Origin of the sequence: Brumicola pallidula DSM 14239 = ACAM 615, assembly GCF_000428905.1 — a bacterium.
In the GTDB taxonomy this organism is placed as follows: Bacteria; Pseudomonadota; Gammaproteobacteria; order Enterobacterales; family Alteromonadaceae; genus Glaciecola; species Glaciecola pallidula.
This window is the reverse complement of sequence record NZ_AUAV01000026.1, coordinates 1-19,341: the sequence shown is the minus strand read 5'-3', so window position 1 is coordinate 19,341 and position 19,341 is coordinate 1. Positions and strand designations below refer to the sequence as shown.

The window sequence follows — 19,341 nt, the reverse complement described above, 5'->3', positions numbered from 1 at the left end:
TCGTTAAAAAAGCCTTAGTCCATAAATGTTATCGAAAGTCGACTTGTCCATCTTGCGCGATAAAGCCAGTGGCGAGTTGATATTATTACTGACGTAATATAGGTTGAATTTTCCAATAGCTCAGCGAGCGCCATAACCACTCCAGTGGTCCAAAGCGAAAGAGTTTCAACCACAAAAACGACAGCAGCGCTTGAGTAGCAATAATACCAAATACCATACCTAGTTGTTTAGCACGCCCAATTTCGCTAAACATCCCGCCGGCATAACCATAAAAAATAGTAGTTAAAACGACCGAATTCATTATGTAGTTAGTTAATGCCATTCTACCCATCGGTGCCATCTAAGAAAATAGTCGATGACCTGTTGCGGTGAGGCATATCAATACAAATACCCCTAAATATCCTGCAGTGACTAAATATTGACTGGCATTAAATATAAAATTAGCGGCGATGTTTATCTGGTCGGCATGTGCAGTGACAGGATGAACAATGATCAACAGTCCTCCAGCACTAAAAAATAGGCCTAAGGGTAACCCAACCCAAGCCATCGTCTTAAACAATAACAAATGTTTACGAGGCTCACGAATGACGCCGCTGGCAACAAACCAGTAACCGATCAAAAAAAGCGGAAAAAAGACAAGCAGACCCGTAATTAACGAAATTGGCATCTGAAAGAGTGCTCTTTTAAAGCGGAATTTGGTTGCTACCCAATAACTGTCCTGCGTAAATGCGGCTCGCTCATTCGCTATGTCTTTGTCTTTTAAGTACTGCTCAATAAAGTATTGCTCTGCCTTATATTCAATTAAATCTTGTTGTTCAAGCGAATCCTCATCAATATCTTTTTCTTCCTCTTCTCCCGATTCTAGCGCCTCGGCAAATTTGATTAACGGTTCTGATAGCTCAGTATCTTTTGTTATTATTTCAGCCCGCGCCCGTGCTTCAACATTTTGCTCATAAATATCCGTGATCACATCCATAGAACGGACGTTGCCAAAATACAAGCTTAGCCCAATGCCAATAAAAATCGGTAAAAAAGTGATCACTATCCCCATACGTAAAAAAGCGGTGTACCCACTGAAAAAGCGCATTAACTTCAAACGAGTGATATATATCCATGCGAGTAAAAACAGTCCTCCTATCGCATAACTATTAAGAATATCGCCTTCCCACAAAAAGATTAAGTGACAAATACCAAACAAATATAGAAAGCCCATGCGCCGGATGAACCAAGCACCAAAGGGCCTTTCTGTATCCTTCGCCCGAAGCAGCATTACCGCAAACCCCATCCCAAATAACAAGGAAAACAGCTTATAAAACTTGCCCTCGACAAACAGCTTTACTGACCAAGAAGCAACCCAGTCTGCACCAGTAAGGCTGTAATCAAGCGTTAAGCCCTCGGAAATCGCACGATTGAACCACTCGATGTTCATCATCAATATGCCGATGAGCGCAAAACCCCGCAACATATCCAGCGTGTTAATACGTTCACTTGTGGAAATTGGAGCCAACTCGGGCAATTCGCTATCCCTAAATGCGTTTGTTTCGTGTGGTTCTGCATGCATTGTATTTTATGTCCTTATTACAAATGTCGATATGTAATCACCAAATAACCATTACTTTAAAGCAAGTGATTGAGACTGTCGTCTTTTCAAATCGAGCCGTTATAAATAATCGCTTGCAGACAGATAATAGGTCAACACACGGAGCGTTAATTTATCGTTAAAAAACCGTTACTCTAAAAGCACATTTCCTATTCAAAAAGACATTACTAGTGTCATTGTTAAATAAAGTACGCAACTAGGTTAAATTTATAAATGTATGCTCCTGACGTAGTTTAAAAAGATCGATCTTGGATAAATATTCGATACTAAAATTGGGTTTAAATGTTCGCCACTGTTAAAAGTGCGAAACAGGTTAAAACACGATTTTCGTTGAATTCACGTTCGATATTCTCTCTACTGGATAAATTTATGCTGGATTTACGTTGAGTCTACCTCTACGGTAAACTCTACTAGCTAGGCTCCCGAAAATACCTCTATATATGTGCCGCACTCAAATTAATTATTGATAATAAGTAATCATTCAAGGTCACGTTCAAAGGCCAGCTTAAAGCACGGACTAATGTAATTAGAGCTGCTAAGCTATATTGTATTGTGCGAAAAAAATCATTCAGTTAATTAACCTTGACTGACGGCAAAGAGCGATCACCGGCCGTTCAAGTAATCCGCATGTTTTTAGATTTGTTGGTGTTATCGGTTGATATGCTAATGGCGGGTGATCCGACAAAGGAGACATAAGATAGCCCAGTTATTTATAGTGGTTTAGGGGGATTTATAGGTGCTGGGTAGCGGTGATCGTAATGCGAAGTAGAGATTCTTAGCAGACATTAGCGTAAAAGATAGAATTAATGAATTGAGGCGTAACTCACAATAAAATTTTACTATGAATAAGGTGACTTCCGTCATCAAATTTTTCATTTATCTAACACTTAAAACGATAAAAATGAGCTAATTGAAGTTTTTCATTAACCACACACGAATAACGAGTATTCGTCATTTGATGATTTCAGGTAGAACAATGCACAAATTTTTTAACACGATGTTGGAACGGAGTATCTTGGCTTTGCGCCTATGGCGTTAGATGGGGCATATTTCAAATGACAACCACCGCGTCTTATTCCAAGGCCATTATTTGTCCTGCCTTTTCGTCCACCATTGTGGTCGGAGAAGCCCACCCAAAATTTATCCCCACCCACAGCATAATGCCAATCATCTATCTCTACTGCGTCAGCCATTCCACTGTAAGTGGGATAACCATATTTTGTTGCAATGTCACCGACGCTGTCATTATCGATATCTACCATTGCGGTTACATCATTTTGAACGCCTTGTATAACTGCTTTCATAAAGACTAGTTCAGCCGCACTTTCTATTGCGCCTTTTAGTCCTTGCATAGATGCAACTCTCGCGTCGCTTGATATATCTATAAATCTAGGCGTAACGGTAACCGCTAATATACCTAATATTACAATAACGATGATTAACTCAATTAACGTAAACCCCTGCATTTTTGAATAAGACATGTATGTGCTCTTTTCAGAATTGATTTGTTAGAACTGGTTTGGGTATCTATTTCAATAAAAAACAGTGAACAGATGGTCGGATAATATCCAAATAATTGAGATTTTGTTTATATTAAAAGATACATAAGTATACAAGTTACTAATTGGAATTAATAAGCATTAAAATGATGGAGATAAGTAAATTCAACTTACTCTCCTACCCTATCCTATGTGACAAGCCTGTGTAAGAACTCCAAGAATTATAATCTTGGTTGGATGGGTAGACACTAAGTCCCAATATTCAAACTAATATTAATAATAATCCCACATTCATAGCTAAGATAGCTTGTTTATCGGACTGTTTTCCACCGCTATTTGAAAACAGCTGCTTTGACACAGACTTTGCCAATAGTGATTTTTAGGAAAAGTAAAATAAATCAACAACGGTAAAATTAAATGCCATCATAATTTTACCGTTATTAATGCCCGCAATAGGTGGTTCTTAGCCCTTTTAGTTAAGAGCAAGAATGACAATTTATTCGCAAAATTAGCCCAATTGAAGTAAGCCCCACTGACAGCTTTTGGCACTTGCTCGTCTATCAGCTCGGTCTGTGATTTCACTCCATCAACGAAACATTTTGACGAGGGAAGCGACTGGCTCTTGTGAGCGCAGGCCGTGTGAAAACTATTTTACTGCCGTTGAAAATACGTCGCTCTGTCGATGAAACAAAGGATTAGCCTCAAATTATCAGTAAGATTGAATGTAGTGACGATTTTTAAGTCCAAATTACATTCAAAAATCTATAGATTAGAGTTTTCACACGGCCTGAGCGAGGACCGGCCGTTCAAGTAATATGTGAATTTTGAGATTTATTGATTTTTTCGAGTGGTATCCTAATGACAAGTGATCTGGCATTTTCACTTCTAATATCTCAATCAGGCAATACAAGAACTGCTGGGTAACATCTTAAAACCCTAGCCAAAGATTTAGCCCTTTCTATACCTAGATAGTCACGGGCTTTTGCATCAAGGGCTTGAACAAACATTTCTCCATTTTTCATACCTATACTGGATTTCCGCTGGGGCTTTCGATAACTGCTTGTTTAGCTTTTTATGTTCAAATATTGTCCACATACTCAAAAGTATATATTGCTTATGGTACACGATAATATAATGCCTATCTGCTTCAATTATTTGATAAAAAGTAAACGTTTTAAAAATGAATTGCCATAATCTAACCCTAGAAGTGCTTAACTCAAGAAGCTAATTTCAAATAAATGTCGATTTCTTGTAATAAAATATCGGTGCGTTTCGTTGTATAGATGAGTCGCACAATTGGAGAGAGTCATTGAACTCAGCAATGAAAGTCAATATCGCTAAATTAGCGCAACAATATGGACGAAAAGTATTTCAATCGGCATTTAGAATACTCAACGATACGCATCTTGCAGAAGATGTAGTGCAAGAAGTGTTTCTAAAATTGTTTAAGAAGTCTACCGAATCGTTCGACAAAATATCAAATTGGCAGGGATATCTAAAAAGCATGGCGATATCAACGGCAATTGACCAATTGAGACGGCACAAACGCTTAGCAGAAGAACCAATAGAAGATGAGTCGCCACGCAACATTGACGGGGCGAAGCAGCCGTTGCAGCAGGTGCTTTTGCAAAGAGACTTAGCGCAATTCAAAATTGCTTTAGTCAACATGCACCCGCAGGACGCTGAGATTTTCTGCCTACGCCACATCGAAGGCTATACCTATCAAGAAATCGGAGGGCTTCTAGATATGACGAGCAATGCGGTGGGCGTTTGCTTGCACCGAACTCAACAAAAGCTATCAAGTCAACTGCCTGAGTCACAATTTTTTGGAGAACAAAAACATGTCTAGTCAACATCAAGATAATGTAAACGAGCAAGTCTTACCTAAATGGCTTGATTCAATTAAACAAAATAATGCAACAATTGAACAAGAAGAGGACGCACAAATGCGCTTACTGCAAACAATAGAACAATTTAAAATGGACGAAGTGACAGAGAGTAAGAAGCCTGTAGGGCTGCGAGCTTGGTTAAAAAGCATGTCGCTAGGAAAGCAAGTATCTATGGCCTGTTCTGTCGCCATAGCAGCTGTCTTAACCATAGGGTTTACCATGTCAACTAGTGTTATTGCACCCGCGTTTGCGCAAGTTCAGCAAACCATTATGCAAGCTACATCAATGCACTATAGTGGGACTATGCTCTCTAATGGCGAGCCAACGATGGAAATAGAGGTGTATTACCAACAGCCCAACAAAGTCAGAATCGAAACCTCACCTATTTTGGCGGGTAATGCACAGGGCAGTATCACTACAATTCTAGATACCCAAGCGGGCAAAGGATTAACCCTTATCTCGCAAGCAAAAATGGCCATGCCGTTTGATTTTGCTGCAAGCGAGGATGGTGGTTTGCCCCAGGAAGATTTTTTAAGTTGGGTGGATACTATTACACATTATGAAGGTGAAGTGACGCTACTCAGCTCTAAAAATATTGATGATGTCTTTGCGAGCGGCTATGAAATAACTGAAAGCGGCATGACAATTACTTTGTGGGTAAACAGCGCCAACTTACTACCTATTAGTTTGCATGTTCAGTCAGACGCAGTAAATGGACTAACCGCTTTTGAGTTTAACGCTGACTTACGCTTTAACGATACGCTAAACACAGCTTTGTTTGATTTAAATGCTCAACAGGGTTATCGACTGATGTCACCCGAGCAAGATGAAGCAAGGTAGAAATCTTGCCTAAGTAAAACACCTTGCATTTGCAGGGTGTTACTATTATTGCTCCTCGCTTTTCTTTTTGAAAACCTCTAATTTCACATATACTTTGCTCACACCTTACAGCTCACACCTTACAGCTTACAGCTTACAAACCGCAAGTTCACAGCATAGGAATACTCGTGGGTAATGCAATGATCGTTCAACTCCGGTGTTAATCGATATTAATCATCTAACCCATTTATCAAAAGCTCTAAACCGACCTTGAAAATGTGAATGACAACTTTTATTAGCGCTCATATCCAAACGGTTAACCAAAATCTCTTAGGTCCCCTTTAAGGTCTTTTCAAGCCAAAAGGGGCGCAAAGCAAAATCTACCCTTATGGCAGGTTTAGGTCGGTACTTGCCCTTTCAGCTGCGAGCAAGAATGACGGCAAAAATCAGTTCAATTGAAGTAAGCCCCACTGGCCCCTTTTGGCACTTTGGCGACCGTCATAAATTAAAAGCTTACGTCGGCAATGTTGGCATAGCGTGATGTTAGAGCAGCCGAATGATGGCAACGCACCTGTCCTAAAAGTTTACCGATGAAGGTCGCCTTAAATGGAAACAGACAAGGTCACTTTGAGATAAGCAAATAATTTCAATACATTGTTGATCAATATCAATAGTGCGAGTCTCTGTTATACATATACTCCAACTATGGAAAGGTCTTAATTAAGTGTACGTGCTTGTGGTTGACACATGTCAACGTAAAATGTTCACGCACTTCCTTAAGAGTGAAGTTTTAATCGTTGGAGGAATATAATATGGTCGCAGCAACTGCAGTAAATGATTCGTTTTGTTGGTGGCAACTTATAGCTATTGTTGGTGCATTGGTTTTGCTATGCTTATCGCCTTATCTGATATTTATCGGAACACTTATTTATGTTTGACTAAAAGAATTCGCTTCAATAATCTAGACACCTTACAACGTCGTTTTAGCCTCATAAATTTGATTTACGCTGCCCTCCATCAACTGAAAGGCAGATTACACTTTCTAAGTCACTGTGTAGATTTAGGAAGCTGGGACTACTGGCAAGCAACTGGTAAATTTATCCTTTGGGCATCCACAACTGTGACCCTAGTTGATTAGTTTAACTGTTCAACAATATTATATGCATAGATGGAGTCGAGCTTGGTCGCCGCAATCTTATCGCTTATACCCATACTGGATAATCCCGATAAAATCGATAATTTGGCTTGCTCAATTGGCGAACTCACATGATACAAGGCTGCATTTTTACGCGCATTAAGTTGGATATTGCGAGTGCGCGGTAAACGAATATTTTGGTAGGTTTGCAACGCGGCTTGAGTATTTGTGTCAGCAGCCAAACAATGGGCCAAAGCATAGCTGTCTTCAATGGCCATTGCGGCGCCTTGGGCTAGAAATGGCAGCATGGGATGACATGCATCACCCAGAAGTGCCACGTTTCGATCTGACCATTGCTTAAGCGGTTTTCTGTCGAACAAAGCCCATAAAAAACAATGCTCCGTTGCTTTTAATAATTCTGTTACCTCTGGATGCCAATCAACAAAGGTTTCACGCAGTTCAGTGATATCGCCAGGTTCATTCCACGATTCTTTTTGCCAATCAGTACGTTCCTGCACAGCCACAAAATTGACTAGGTCGCCGCCGCGTAGAAAATAGCTAACAAAATGTTTGCCCGGTCCCACCCATAAATTTGCATTAGGTTTAATTAACTCTTTAGGAAGTTTGTTTGCTTCGACTACTCCGCGCCAGGCAACTTGTCGAGTAAATTCAGCGGCGGTTTGCCCTAACATACAAGCTTGGACATTAGATTTGATGCCATCCGCGCCGATTAACAAGTCGGCGATTATACTCTCATTGTTATCCAATTGGATTGTCAGATTTTTTAGCGTTTGTTGGTAACTCTGAATAGCGTGACCTAAGTGTATACTTACGTTCATATTTATGCAGGCATTGTGCAAAGCCGCATGTAAATCAGCGCGGTGAATATGCAGGTAATTAGCACCGTACTTTTGTGTCGCATTATCACCCAAAGGAACAGTGAAGTAAGGTTTACCCGTTCGATAATGTCGCATCACTGCTGAATCTGGGCAAAAGGCCTTAGCTTTCACTTCGTCAGCTATGCCAAGGGCTTTTAATACATGCATGGCATTGGGGCTGAGTTGCAGACCAGCCCCTACTTCGCCAAGTTGCCTACTTTGTTCGTAAACAACCACATCAAATTTACGTTTAGCCAATGCTAACGCAGCACATAAACCACCGATACCAGCGCCAGCTATAACAATTTTTTTACTCAAAACAACTATCCTGCGATTTAGAAACGTCCACCCCCCGGATAGTAATATGCTTGCTGTTAGTTTGGCTAGTGTGTTATGCCAATTCAAATTGATTAATTAATTCAGTTTATTGAGACAGATCAAATTTAGATGACATAATTTCCAATAGAGCGACGTCACTCCCCAGAAAATAGCGCTGCAATAAGCAAATAGATAAGTGCTTTCAACGAAACTGATCTCGACGCTTCTGGGTAAAAAAAGCCCTATGAAAATAGGACTTTGGATAAGGTTTATTTTTATAACTGAGAAGTTGGAACATTAATACTGACCATCAGCCTTAATTTAGCCATCTACAAAGCTTGTAATAGCCGTTGTCACTTCAGGTAGATTAATCACCATCGTTATATTCATTACCACAGTTAGATTCATCACCATAGTTCGATTCATCGCCATAGTTCGATTCATCGCCATAGTTCGATTCATCACCATAGTTCGATTCATCACCATAGTTCGATTCATCACCATAGTTAGTTTCATCACCACAGCTAGATCCTTCACCTCCATTATATTCGTCAGCGTTATCGTTTTGTGGCTCTACCGGCCAGCACCCCGCTTCACCAAATGTGCTATTTGCGCCCATTGTAATAGCCCCGTTGGTTGCAAACATACCACCACAATCTGGACCGATGCCATGTATTGTGGTATTAGCGCCAGTGGTGATGTAAGTGCCCGCTAAAAGAGTGCCTCTGACAACTGAATTTGCGCCAATAGTTGTGTATGTACCAGAGTTAAAAACAATAGTGCTGCCCAGAGCTACGTCAACTAGCTCTATTTTCATCTTCGCACCAAAACTTATATAGGTGTCGACATTAATAACCCAATGTTCAGGCTGCTCAGTCGGCGAGCCTCTGAACGTCAAGGTTATATCCGCAGTGGTTGTCAAACCTGTTGCATGATAGACCCCTGGTTCGAAATCTCTGCTCGCATCGATAGTCGTCGCGAGTTCGTTGTTGGTAGGCACAAACATGTCAGCAAACTTCTTCTGCTTCTGAGTTAGTTGGTCTTTCTTATTAGCTAACGGAGCTTCAACATCGTTAACAAAATCCCCGGGGTAAACGTTCTGTAATTCAGCGCCCTGGATTATTGCATTATCACCCAGTGAGATAACAGTTCCAGCTTGAGCATTACCTTTCACTGTGGAGTATCCACCAAGAACGACGGAACCGTAAACCGCCTGAACGTTACCCGCAGATTCATAGTTGCCTACTTCTGAATGGGCGCCAAGCGTTACTGAGGTTGTGGCTATTACATTACCGCCAACCTTTGCTGCAGCACCTAGTTTTGCGTCGCCACCAGACGTAAGTTCACCTGAGATTTCTGACTCTGCGCCAATAAATACCGCGGCTCTGGCTGCAAGATCGCCAAAAACCATAGCATTCGCGCCCAAGGTAGCGGCATCACCGGCCCTAACATCGAAAGTTACAACTCCTGCTCTTTCGATCGTGACAGCGGCTCCGGCCAAAATACTGCCACTGACTACTGCTGAGTCGCCAAGGGTTATTGCACTGACTGACTGAATATCACCGAATACGTTTGAACCAGCCCCCATTGTTACGGCTGCACCTGAATAAACTATCGGGATATATTTAGAATTTACATTTTCACTTTCTTCATCGTAATCAGCGAAAGCAATGCTGGTCATCGACATTGAGACACAAAATATACCTAGTGCGCTATAACGAATGAATCTGCTCTTATTCATAGTAAAGTGTTGCATTGAAAACTCCCCAGTGCTGTCATTATTTTTTTCCAGTTGAGGCTGTTATGTCGTAAATCGCGTTTTACACTATTTGCGTACCTAACTACCTACTTAGCTACCTACCTACCTACCTACCTGAGTAACCATAAAACACTAAGATGGGTGATTGAAAAACAGTGACTGTGATACACGGGTATCAAGATCTATATAAAGTCAAATGGAATCGAATCTAGTTTTTTAGATGTTTGTCGTGAGCACCTTGCTGGAACCATCGCGCAGCATACTGCTCAAGCTTGGCAAGCCGGTGAGATTGAGTTATTCTACACTAGCGACATTGAAAAGTTACCCTATGTAAAGAACGAAAAAAGATACAAAAAACAAATATTCGGCCTGTTTTTTTCCGTATTGAATGTGTAAAAAAGTTGAAATAATGGAAATTTGGGATTCTTTCCAATAAAGATTTAGCAAGTAATTTTGCACTTAATACCGTGAGTGGTTTTGTAGTTTCCTTTTTATTGATGAATTTGTTTCACTCTCCCGACATCGCCGCCATCTAATCTGACTTTAATTCCATGCGGATGATTTGGTGAGTTGGTAAGAATTTTTTCAACCGAACCCACAGTTAATTCACCCGATCGTTGATTTTTCTTTAACACGATAGAAACTTGCGCACCAATCTTAATATTTGCTCGTTTTGTACCTTCCATCGTTACTTCCTTCTCTAAAGTCTTATCTTTAAATTCACATAAAGCTCAAATCAAAAATGTATTACATCTGAATTTACAGACAATATAAAAGTGCAGCGGCATCTGATTTAATGTCTTGGATCACGAGTAACAGGCTTATGTATGGCTTTGCTGCGTGCAATGTTGCCATACTGATACTCCTTGAAAATCACAACTACTTGATGTCTATCAACACTAATACACTAAATTCGATTAAGCTATCTCACGTTTATATTAATTTTGATATTAATTTTGATATTAATAGCGCTTAGTCCTAATAAAATAGAGGTAATCATTGGTGATTAATAAACATGCTTTTTTACACGACTCAAATTATAGGTCAGTTAAGCGAGAATATTATTTAGATATGGTTCACCAAAATAATATCCGCAAAACAAGTAAATCATGAAAAAAACACTAAAAAACTTTATATTTTTGCCCGTTATTATTGCTGCTGCACTGGCTTTTGTGTTTATACAGGTAAAGTCTAAGCAAGCCATCGAGCATCAGGATGTTGAGTTTCCCGTAAAAACGGTTGAAGTCTTAACCGTCAAGAAAATCCCCTTTCGCACTCGTGCTGTGGCCTATGGGAATGTAGAACCGGCAACGGTCCTAAAAGCTAAATCAGAAGTGAACGGCAAAATTAGCTATATACACCCGGAGCTAAAACAAGGTGGTAGTTTACCGAAAGGCACAACTGTTCTAAAAATAGAAACAACCACATTTGAGATTTCACTAGATTCCAGTAAAGCGGGTTTGGCAAGCAGCCAGTCATCGTTGAAACAAATTGAAGCCGAAGAGATAAGCGCTAAACGCTCATTACAAATAGCGCAAAAGAATTGGAATTTAGAATTAGCAGAACTTGAAAGAGTTAAAGTGCTCGTAGAAGCGCGTACTCTAGCTAGAAACCAACTCAATATTGAAGAACAAAAAGTACTTCAACTTAGTTCTACCGTGCAAGATTTACAAGGTAAAGTAGATACTTACGCAAGCCGCAAAGCGTCAATACGCGCCCAAATCAAACAATCAAAAAGTCAGGTAGACCAGAGTGAAGATTCCTTGATACGCACCGAAATAGTACTCCCTTTTGATGCCCGAATAGGATCTGTTTCGGTTGATGTCGGTGAATTTGTGGCTGCAGGTGGCCAGTTATTTGAAGCATTGGGAATTGAAGCTGTAGAAATTAATGCACAATTACCCATCAAACATTTACGCCCTCTCGCTACCACTATGAATGCTAGCGATAACACGCCCTTAGCAAACTTGCAGGATAGTGCGAATTTACAAAAAGCGGTTGCACAATGGAACCTAGAGGCAAAAGTTCGTATTGTGGGTGGTGATCTAAACACTGTATGGGACGGAGTATTGCTTCGGATCAGCGAGTCAGTCGACCCTATACGCGACACCTTGGGTTTGGTCGTTGCCGTTGATAATCCCTATAAAGGAGTCATTCCTGGAGTGCGCCCGCCATTGTTAAAAGGTATGTATGCCTCGGTAGAATTTCTCGCTCAGGCTAGGGATATGCTAGTTATCCCGCGTAAAGCTCTGCATGAGGGACGTGTTTATGTGGTCGGTAAAGAAAACACGCTATCAATTCGCCCTGTTCAAATTAACTATTCGCAAGGACAGTTAGTTGTGATTAAAGATGGACTTGAGGAAGGTGATAAAATTATCACTAGTGACCTTGTACCCGTAATTGAAGGCATTAAACTTGAGCTGATCGAATCTGATGAATTTCAGAAAGAAATTGCAGCACTCGCCTTGGGCATAAAATAGTGATCCGCTATTTTGTTTCTCATCCAACAGCCGCCAACATCTTAATGTTGGCGATTATCGCCGTTGGTTTAGTCGCCCTACCCAGCTTAAATAAAGAAACTTTCCCTAAGATAGATCTTAATCAGGTACAGGTCACCGTTGCCTATCCTGGTGCTTCCCCTTCTGATGTTGAAGAAGGGATCTGTAACCCCTTGGAAGATGCCACAGATGGCATTAGTTTCACCAAAGAGCAGCGTTGTGAAGCACGTGATAACATGGGTATGTTGACCATGGAAATGCAAGAAAATGGAGATATGCGCCAATTTATTGATGATATCAAATCTGCGGTAGATGGTATAACGGAGTTGCCCGAAAACAGCGAAGACCCCGTAATTAAAGAATTAGGTCGAACTGAACCCGTTGTAACAGTAGCAATAACAGCAAAAAATCTATCATCGCCCGAACTCAAAACACTCGCTGAGTATTACCGCGATAAATTACTGAATTTACCACAAGTACCCATTGTTACCGTTTCCGGTTTTTCTACGCATCAGTTGAATGTGTTGGTGAAATCAGACGCAATGCTTAAATACGATTTGAGCATTCAAGATATTGCTGATTTAATTAAATCACAGGCACTGGAACTGCCTGTAGGAGTGCTCGAATCTAAAGATACTTCTTACCAAATTCGCTTTGAGAACGCACGCAAAACAGCAGTCGAACTTGCTTCTTTGGTCATTATTAACACGGACAAAGGGGGGGAAATACAATTAGGTGATATTGCCACTATTGAAGATCAATTTGAAAATTTGGAGGAACGTGTAGAGCTTGATGGCAAGCAAGCTGCATTGCTCAAAGTAAATAAAAACACTAGCGATGACGCCATCACCATTTTCGACGCCGTCAAAAAATTTGTAGCCCAAGAAAATGCACGTTTACCCGATGGTACCAAACTAACGCTCACTCAGGATGCTGCGAGCATCGTTAAAGATCGCCTGCAGTTGATATTAAAAAATGCGTGGCAAGGCCTGCTGCTGGCATCGTTCGCACTTTTCTTATTTTTCAATTACCGCTATACCTTTTGGATAGCACTAGGCTTACCCGTCTCTTTTCTGGGGGGGTTAGCCGTTATGAGCGCTCTAGGCATAAGCATCAATATGATCTCAATGGTTGCCCTGCTAATGGCAATCGGTATTTTAATGGATGATGCCATTGTGCTTTCCGAAAGTATCTCTCATGAATATAATCAGGGTAAAAGTCCCATGGAAGCCGCTATTGCAGGTACACAAAAAGTAGCGCGCGGTGTGTTTTCATCATTTCTCACGTCCGCCTTGTTGTTTGGCAGTTTGTTATTTATGAAAGGCGATATGGGTCAAGTAATGGGGGTTCTGCCCGTTGTATTGCTAGCTGTTTTGACCTTTAGTTTACTCGAAGCATTCCTGATTTTACCGCACCACTTAAGGCATTCTTTGGCGCATTCTCACGAAAAGAAAAAACCACAATGGCGAACTATTTTCGATGCTAATTTCTTAAAACTTCGTGACCGCTTTACATCGTTCGCCCGAACAGCCATTACTTATCGCTACATTACGGTAGGAATTGCTTTTGCATTGTTCATACTTTCAATCGGCATGTTGGCTACAGGCACTATCAAATTCAAAGCTTTTCCTGATCTTGAAGGCAATAGACTTGAAGCCCGCATTCTCTATCCACAGGGAACTCCTCTAGCGAAGACCGAAGCATTGGTTGAAAAGCTAATCGCAGCAGCACGTAAGACACAGGACCAATTTCAGGAAAATGAGTCAGCGCCATTAATTAGAAATATTCAAGTCGCCTATAGTGAAAATGGCGATTCCAGCGAATCGGGAGCCCACTTAGCAACCGTCAATCTAGATATTTTAGATACCGAATTACGACATACATCACTAGTAGATTTCACTCCTGCTTGGCGTGAAAATACGGGGGCAATACCGGGCATCATCAGCCTACAGTTTAAAGAACCTTCGTTTGGACCCGCTGGACGGGCCATTGAAATCCAGCTAAGTGGTAATAACCTTGATGAGCTATCTAAAGCGTCTTATGAAATTCAAAACTGGTTAATCGGTTACGACGGCGTTTCCAATATTCTTGATGATCTGCGCCCTGGGAAACCGCAATACAAAGTGAAGTTATTACCCGGCGCACTAGCAGCAGGAGTCGATGCGAAGATGGTTTCGGCACAGTTACGCTCAGCGTATCAAGGAGCAAAGGTTAACGATATTTACAAAGGTCGAGAAGCCTACGAAATTAACGTTAAATTAGACAGCAGTCTTGAAGATGCCCTTTCTGATTTTGACGACATGATTATCTTTTCTAAAACCGGACAAAGCATACCATTGGTGAGTATCGCAACCATAGAGGAATACCGGGACTACGCGCGTATTGGTCATGTTAACCATCAACGCGTAGTTAATATTTTCGGCAATATTGACTCTGCTAAAGCCAACACAGCAGAAGTATTGAATGATACCAAAAACCGTTTATTCCCTGAACTTCAGAAACGCTATCCCGACCTCAAAATCTATTTAAAAGGTGAAATAGAAAGCAGTGCAGAAACCAACGATTCAATTTTCTCGGGTTTTTTCCTAGCACTCACTGGCGTATTTTTATTACTAAGTTTGCAGTTTAAAAATTACCGAGAGCCAATCGTGGTGATGCTGAATATTCCACTCGCATTGATTGGCGCTATCATGGGTCACTACATTATGGGACTCGATTTCACTATGCCGAGCATGATTGGTTTTGTATCACTTGCTGGTGTTGTGGTGAATGATTCAATTCTGCTGGTTGAATTTGTTAAATACCGCGTTAAGGAAGGCATGGTGTTGCATGATGCTGCTGGTCAGGCGGTGCATGATCGCTTCCGTGCCATTTTCCTTACCTCGGTAACCACTATTGCGGGTATGGCTCCACTATTGTTAGAGAGCAGTTTACAAGCACAAGTATTAATTCCATTGGTGACCAGTATCGTCTTCGGTATGCTCACTTCAACTATGTTAGTACTGCTCGTTCTGCCAGCGGCTTATGGGATTATGGAAGATATTGGTTTTATAGAATTAAGCAATGAAGAAGAAGGTATACAAGCTGAAAAAATTGCGCGTTTAGGTTAAACGGATTTTAAATTCCCCCCATTTAAAGCTAGATCGTTGGCTAATAGTATAAAATATTTGACTGACGTTAGCGAAGCTTTGGGTTATGCTTATAGCAAGTACTGTTAGAGGAATAAATGATGAAAAAAAGCTTAGGAATTATTGCGGTTGCGGGCTTATTAATACTCTTAAGTGGCTGTGCGCCAGAAGTCGGTAGCAAAAAATGGTGTGATGATTTGGACGAAAAACCAAAAGGCGATTGGTCAACCAACGAAGCGACTGATTATGCGAAACATTGCTTATTTAAAAGTAAAGATGAAGAATAATTTTAGCGCCAAAAGAATCCATTGCTAAAATACAGAACTAGCTAAAGTTACAGGATGAATTATGAAATATATTGTTTTAGCCGTCGTTATTGGAATAGCCATATTCTATTTCACTAGAAATTCAAATAATAAAAAACTAGCTGTTGAAAACATTGAGATAGGCAACGCTTTCTTGGCAAAAAACAAAACTAATGAAGATGTGCTAGAAACGGCTTCTGGCTTGCAATATCAAGTATTACAAAAAGGCGACGGTGATACTCACCCAAATGCCACGACAACTGTAAAGGTACATTATCATGGCTTATTACTGGACGGCACTGTCTTTGATAGCTCAGTAGATCGAGGTGAACCGATTAGTTTCCCTCTAAATCGAGTGATAGCGGGTTGGACCGAAGGCGTTCAACTAATGGTTGTGGGTGATAAATTTAAATTTTTTATCCCACCTAGCTTGGGATATGGCAATTCAGCTACTGGAAAAATAACGCCCGGTTCTTTACTTATCTTTGAAGTCGAACTTTTGGAAATTAAATAGTGACGTAAGTGCCGCTCAGGCAGGCATGCGCAAGTTACACCGAATTGCTGGTAAATATACTGAACTTAAGGTCTAACTGACTGAACTTCATCATCGCTTAAATAACGCCATTGGCCCACCGCTACATCGAGATAAATATCTCCAATTTTTTCGCGATGTAGCGAAACCACGCGATTACCAACTGAGGCGAACATGCGTTTTACTTGATGAAACTTACCTTCTGTAATAGTCAACAGCACTTCTGTTAAGGAAATATTTATCAAACTAGCTGGTAATGTTAATTCTTTCTCGCTTTGTAATTGCACACCTTTTTCAAACGCAGAGGCAGCATCCGCTTTTAACTCCTTAGACAAATTCACACGATAAACTTTAGGGCATTGATTAACAGGCGATGTAAGAGAAAACGACCAGCGCCCGTCATCAGTAATCAAAATCAATCCAGTTGTATCCGCATCCAAACGCCCCGCAATATGAAGCTCTGAGATCTTTTCAACATGTAAATAATTAAAGATTGAGGGATACACCTCATCAACATTTGAGCAAATTGTATTTGCTGGTTTGTGCATGAGAATGTAGCGAAATTGTCGACTCTTCAGCGTAATGCCATTTAGCGTTATCGTATTATTTTCATGAACCTGAGTTGCCTCGTTAGTTATGATTTTTTCATTCACGACAACCGCACCCGCGCTAATACATCGTCTTGCTTGGCTTTTGCTTAGTTGTGTACTTTTACAAACAAATTTATCGAGACGCATTGTGGGAAATATCTAGGATACTGAAGAACATGACGTTAGCGTTTTGGCACGGCAATTGTCAACGACTTATATTTCATGAGTTTAAATTTGACAATGTTACCCGGCCACCTCGTCGTTCCAGCTTACGTGGATCAGGCTTCTACCGATGAGTCATTAGCATCAAAATGAACGCGGTTTCGTCCTCTCTTTTTAGCTTCATAAAGTGCGACATCAGCGCTTTGAATCAACTCGGAAGCTGTTGTTCCTTTGCCTATTGTTAAATTAGTCACACCTAAACTTATAGTGACATGTTTTATATTGGCTACTTTTGTGTCGGCATGAGGTATATTTTTATATTTGATGCGCTCTTGAAGGTTATTAGCGAACAAAACTGCACCATCTAATTCAATGTTGGGCAGAATAATTGCGAATTCTTCACCGCCATATCTAGCAATCATGTCGCCTTGTCGAGAAACCAAGCTCTGTGCAATTTCTGCGATTTGAATTAAACAATTGTCACCGCTCACATGACCGTATTTGTCGTTATATTCCTTAAAGCAATCAAGATCAAACATGATTAAACAAAGTGGCAATTTGTTGCGTTTTGCCCTTCCTATTTCAACTGCTAGCGTTTCATCGAAATATCTGCGATTGAAAAGATTGGTAAGACTATCTTTACGCGAAATATCGTGTAATTGCTTTTCTATTTGCTTACGTTTTTCAATTTCTTGGGTGTGTTCAAAATTCAAAAAAATAGATTTCTTATAGGCTTTGTTACTTTTTTTCAATAAAAATAGCGCAGTGACCGAATATATGACAATGGTAAATGCCGCCACACTGCCGGCCGACCCACCATACAAAAATAAGAAAACCACGCTTGGCAGCGTGATGGGTATAAAAAAACTTAAACTCGCATACAGACTCGCGGTGTGACCAATCGCAGACGCTGCACTAAATGCAACGACGAACATACCAATAGATACCAAATATTCCGGTCTATTTAAAGGCGTAAAATACATAAATCCGCAAACGTAAATTACGCCTAATATAAAGAATAAACCTGCCCATCCGTGCAACCACAGACTAGCATTTTGGTCATTCCCATATTTTCTAAATGCAAAAAATGTAGTTATTCGCACTATAGATAAAAATGCAATGGCGCCTGCCCAAATCAACAATTCGCTAACGGGAGCGACATAAGAAAACCAAACAGCAATAAGCGTAATCGCAAAGAGGTGCGCAATAGAAGCATTGACAGTTTGCGCAAATGTTAAAGCGATAATTTCCAGTTCGGTTTTTTTTGCCACGTTTGGTTGCATTGTAATGTTCCTAATTTACACTAAAACCCGATTTTAAGTTAACACATTGGATTACCCATGCGTATTTAATCTTCTATCCTACTGGCGCTGAAACTCGCTGTGTATCTCAATTTCAACTTCGTCACCAACGATAGGAATAAACTTTTTTAAACCAAAATCAGCGCGGTTAAAACGCAGATTGGCAGCAAAGCCCAGTGTATAGATCCGAGTGAGTGGGTTATTCGCCGCGCCATTGAGTTTGGCATTCATCGTAACCGCCTTCGTTACGCCTAAAAAAGTGAGTTCGCCCTGGACACGTAACTGTTCGTTATCAATTTTCTCAACCGATACGCTGCGAAACACAGCCTGAGGGAAGTTTTCAGTATCTAGCCAGGCTTTGCCTCTAAGCGTTACTGCAAAATCTGGATTATTGACATCAATGCTACGCATATCAATTACCGCTTCAATGCTCGAGTTTTCGATGTTGTTGGGATCAAAATTCAGACTGACATCAAACGCATTTAAGCGACCCACATAGCTTGAAAAACCCATGTGATTAATTTTAAATAGCAGCACAGCATGGTCTTTATCAAGTTTGTATTCACCGGCTTGAATTTCAACAATATCTTGTTGTAGCGTTGGCTGAAGCCAACTCGCACAGGAACTCGTTAAAAAGAGCATAGAGACAATCAGCAATGTGCGACAAAACTGATGATTTAGCAGTTTTAGGCCTAAACGCTGAAATGGGGAAAAAAGGTCTGACATGTACATGTGTATCCTTTGTTACGATTAAGCCTCGTCTGCAGCCTATGACTCTCTACTACTTATAAGCTCTTTTTATAAGCTCTTTTTATCAGCTGTTCTCATAAATAAGCGCCAGATCTTGAAAACGTTTGGTTGACATCCTCCCCGCCCTAAAGGGCGGGGATCCCTGCGGGTGAACGCAACTTCTGCGCCCTACCTTCGG

The 19,341-nt window shown here is 40.7% G+C and carries 15 protein-coding genes; 6 read left to right on the top strand and 9 right to left on the bottom strand.

Annotated elements, in window-relative coordinates; all coding sequences use genetic code 11:
* Positions 1-85: 85 nt before the first annotated feature.
* The 3 genes from G399_RS21270 to G399_RS22770 form a co-directional block, all read right to left on the bottom strand.
* Positions 86-331, bottom strand: a complete 246-nt coding sequence (locus G399_RS21270; RefSeq protein WP_006010065.1) for a DUF418 domain-containing protein — start codon at positions 329-331, stop codon at positions 86-88.
* Positions 332-340: 9 nt separating this feature from the next.
* Positions 341-1,561 carry a DUF418 domain-containing protein gene (locus tag G399_RS21265; protein WP_006010067.1) on the bottom strand — a complete coding sequence of 407 codons (1,221 nt, stop codon included), beginning with the start codon at positions 1,559-1,561 and terminating at the stop codon, positions 341-343.
* Between the two features lie 1,028 nt (positions 1,562-2,589).
* On the bottom strand, positions 2,590-3,081 hold the full coding sequence (locus tag G399_RS22770; protein WP_006010069.1) for a prepilin-type N-terminal cleavage/methylation domain-containing protein: 492 nt from the start codon (positions 3,079-3,081) through the stop codon (positions 2,590-2,592).
* A 1,327-nt stretch (positions 3,082-4,408) separates the two neighbouring features.
* Here G399_RS22770 and G399_RS0110430 point away from each other — a divergent pair.
* Together G399_RS0110430 and G399_RS0110425 are read left to right on the top strand one after the other, a co-directional pair.
* Positions 4,409-4,948: an RNA polymerase sigma factor gene (locus G399_RS0110430; RefSeq protein WP_006010073.1), complete on the top strand. Its 540-nt coding sequence runs from the start codon at positions 4,409-4,411 to the stop codon at positions 4,946-4,948.
* Positions 4,941-5,828, top strand: a complete 888-nt coding sequence (locus G399_RS0110425; protein WP_006010075.1) for a LolA family protein — start codon at positions 4,941-4,943, stop codon at positions 5,826-5,828. The genes G399_RS0110430 and G399_RS0110425 overlap by 8 nt, the downstream gene beginning before the upstream one ends.
* A gap of 1,113 nt (positions 5,829-6,941) precedes the next feature.
* Here G399_RS0110425 and G399_RS0110410 read toward each other — a convergent pair.
* The 3 genes from G399_RS0110410 to G399_RS0110400 form a co-directional block, all read right to left on the bottom strand.
* Positions 6,942-8,138: an FAD-dependent monooxygenase gene (locus G399_RS0110410; protein WP_006010078.1), complete on the bottom strand. Its 1,197-nt coding sequence runs from the start codon at positions 8,136-8,138 to the stop codon at positions 6,942-6,944.
* 367 nt (positions 8,139-8,505) lie between these two features.
* Positions 8,506-9,894: an ice-binding family protein gene (locus G399_RS0110405; protein WP_006010079.1), complete on the bottom strand. Its 1,389-nt coding sequence runs from the start codon at positions 9,892-9,894 to the stop codon at positions 8,506-8,508.
* 494 nt (positions 9,895-10,388) lie between these two features.
* On the bottom strand, positions 10,389-10,583 hold the full coding sequence (locus G399_RS0110400; protein ID WP_006010080.1) for a YwbE family protein: 195 nt from the start codon (positions 10,581-10,583) through the stop codon (positions 10,389-10,391).
* A gap of 423 nt (positions 10,584-11,006) precedes the next feature.
* Here G399_RS0110400 and G399_RS0110390 point away from each other — a divergent pair, with 423 nt between their 5' ends.
* The 4 genes from G399_RS0110390 to G399_RS0110375 all read left to right on the top strand — a co-directional run bounded on the left by G399_RS0110390 (position 11,007) and on the right by G399_RS0110375 (position 16,342).
* Positions 11,007-12,377 (top strand): efflux RND transporter periplasmic adaptor subunit, encoded by a 1,371-nt coding sequence (locus tag G399_RS0110390; RefSeq protein ID WP_006010083.1) that lies wholly within the window; start codon positions 11,007-11,009, stop codon positions 12,375-12,377.
* Positions 12,377-15,505, top strand: coding sequence for an efflux RND transporter permease subunit (locus tag G399_RS0110385; RefSeq protein WP_006010085.1), 3,129 nt, complete (start codon positions 12,377-12,379; stop codon positions 15,503-15,505). The genes G399_RS0110390 and G399_RS0110385 overlap by 1 nt, the downstream gene beginning before the upstream one ends.
* Positions 15,506-15,621: 116 nt before the next feature.
* Positions 15,622-15,810 (top strand): DUF3012 domain-containing protein, encoded by a 189-nt coding sequence (locus tag G399_RS0110380; RefSeq protein ID WP_006010087.1) that lies wholly within the window; start codon positions 15,622-15,624, stop codon positions 15,808-15,810.
* 61 nt (positions 15,811-15,871) lie between these two features.
* Positions 15,872-16,342 carry an FKBP-type peptidyl-prolyl cis-trans isomerase gene (locus G399_RS0110375; RefSeq protein ID WP_006010089.1) on the top strand — a complete coding sequence of 157 codons (471 nt, stop codon included), beginning with the start codon at positions 15,872-15,874 and terminating at the stop codon, positions 16,340-16,342.
* Positions 16,343-16,407: 65 nt separating this feature from the next.
* On the opposite strand, the gene G399_RS0110370 is transcribed toward G399_RS0110375, so the two are convergent.
* The 3 genes from G399_RS0110370 to G399_RS0110360 all read right to left on the bottom strand — a co-directional run bounded on the left by G399_RS0110370 (position 16,408) and on the right by G399_RS0110360 (position 19,139).
* Complete coding sequence (locus G399_RS0110370) at positions 16,408-17,097, bottom strand: pseudouridine synthase (protein ID WP_006010090.1); 690 nt, start codon at positions 17,095-17,097, stop codon at positions 16,408-16,410.
* 131 nt (positions 17,098-17,228) lie between these two features.
* A complete protein-coding gene (locus G399_RS21260) occupies positions 17,229-18,395 on the bottom strand; it encodes a GGDEF domain-containing protein (RefSeq protein ID WP_006010092.1) in 1,167 nt (388 codons plus the stop codon).
* A gap of 78 nt (positions 18,396-18,473) precedes the next feature.
* Positions 18,474-19,139, bottom strand: a complete 666-nt coding sequence (locus tag G399_RS0110360; protein ID WP_006010094.1) for a YceI family protein — start codon at positions 19,137-19,139, stop codon at positions 18,474-18,476.
* Between the last annotated feature and the right edge of the window lie 202 nt (positions 19,140-19,341).

What these genes read in the sequence shown, in the direction of transcription:
- G399_RS0110380 (WP_006010087.1), top strand. Translation starts at nt 15,622, where the DNA reads ATGATGAAAAAAAGCTTAGGAATTATTGCGGTTGCGGGCTTATTAATA.
- G399_RS0110370 (WP_006010090.1), bottom strand. Translation starts at nt 17,097, where the DNA reads ATGCGTCTCGATAAATTTGTTTGTAAAAGTACACAACTAAGCAAAAGC.
- G399_RS0110405 (WP_006010079.1), bottom strand. Translation starts at nt 9,894, where the DNA reads ATGCAACACTTTACTATGAATAAGAGCAGATTCATTCGTTATAGCGCA.
- G399_RS0110400 (WP_006010080.1), bottom strand. Translation starts at nt 10,583, where the DNA reads ATGGAAGGTACAAAACGAGCAAATATTAAGATTGGTGCGCAAGTTTCT.
- G399_RS0110425 (WP_006010075.1), top strand. Translation starts at nt 4,941, where the DNA reads ATGTCTAGTCAACATCAAGATAATGTAAACGAGCAAGTCTTACCTAAA.
- G399_RS21260 (WP_006010092.1), bottom strand. Translation starts at nt 18,395, where the DNA reads ATGCAACCAAACGTGGCAAAAAAAACCGAACTGGAAATTATCGCTTTA.
- G399_RS21270 (WP_006010065.1), bottom strand. Translation starts at nt 331, where the DNA reads ATGGGTAGAATGGCATTAACTAACTACATAATGAATTCGGTCGTTTTA.
- G399_RS0110360 (WP_006010094.1), bottom strand. Translation starts at nt 19,139, where the DNA reads ATGTCAGACCTTTTTTCCCCATTTCAGCGTTTAGGCCTAAAACTGCTA.
- G399_RS21265 (WP_006010067.1), bottom strand. Translation starts at nt 1,561, where the DNA reads ATGCATGCAGAACCACACGAAACAAACGCATTTAGGGATAGCGAATTG.
- G399_RS22770 (WP_006010069.1), bottom strand. Translation starts at nt 3,081, where the DNA reads ATGTCTTATTCAAAAATGCAGGGGTTTACGTTAATTGAGTTAATCATC.
- G399_RS0110375 (WP_006010089.1), top strand. Translation starts at nt 15,872, where the DNA reads ATGAAATATATTGTTTTAGCCGTCGTTATTGGAATAGCCATATTCTAT.
- G399_RS0110390 (WP_006010083.1), top strand. Translation starts at nt 11,007, where the DNA reads ATGAAAAAAACACTAAAAAACTTTATATTTTTGCCCGTTATTATTGCT.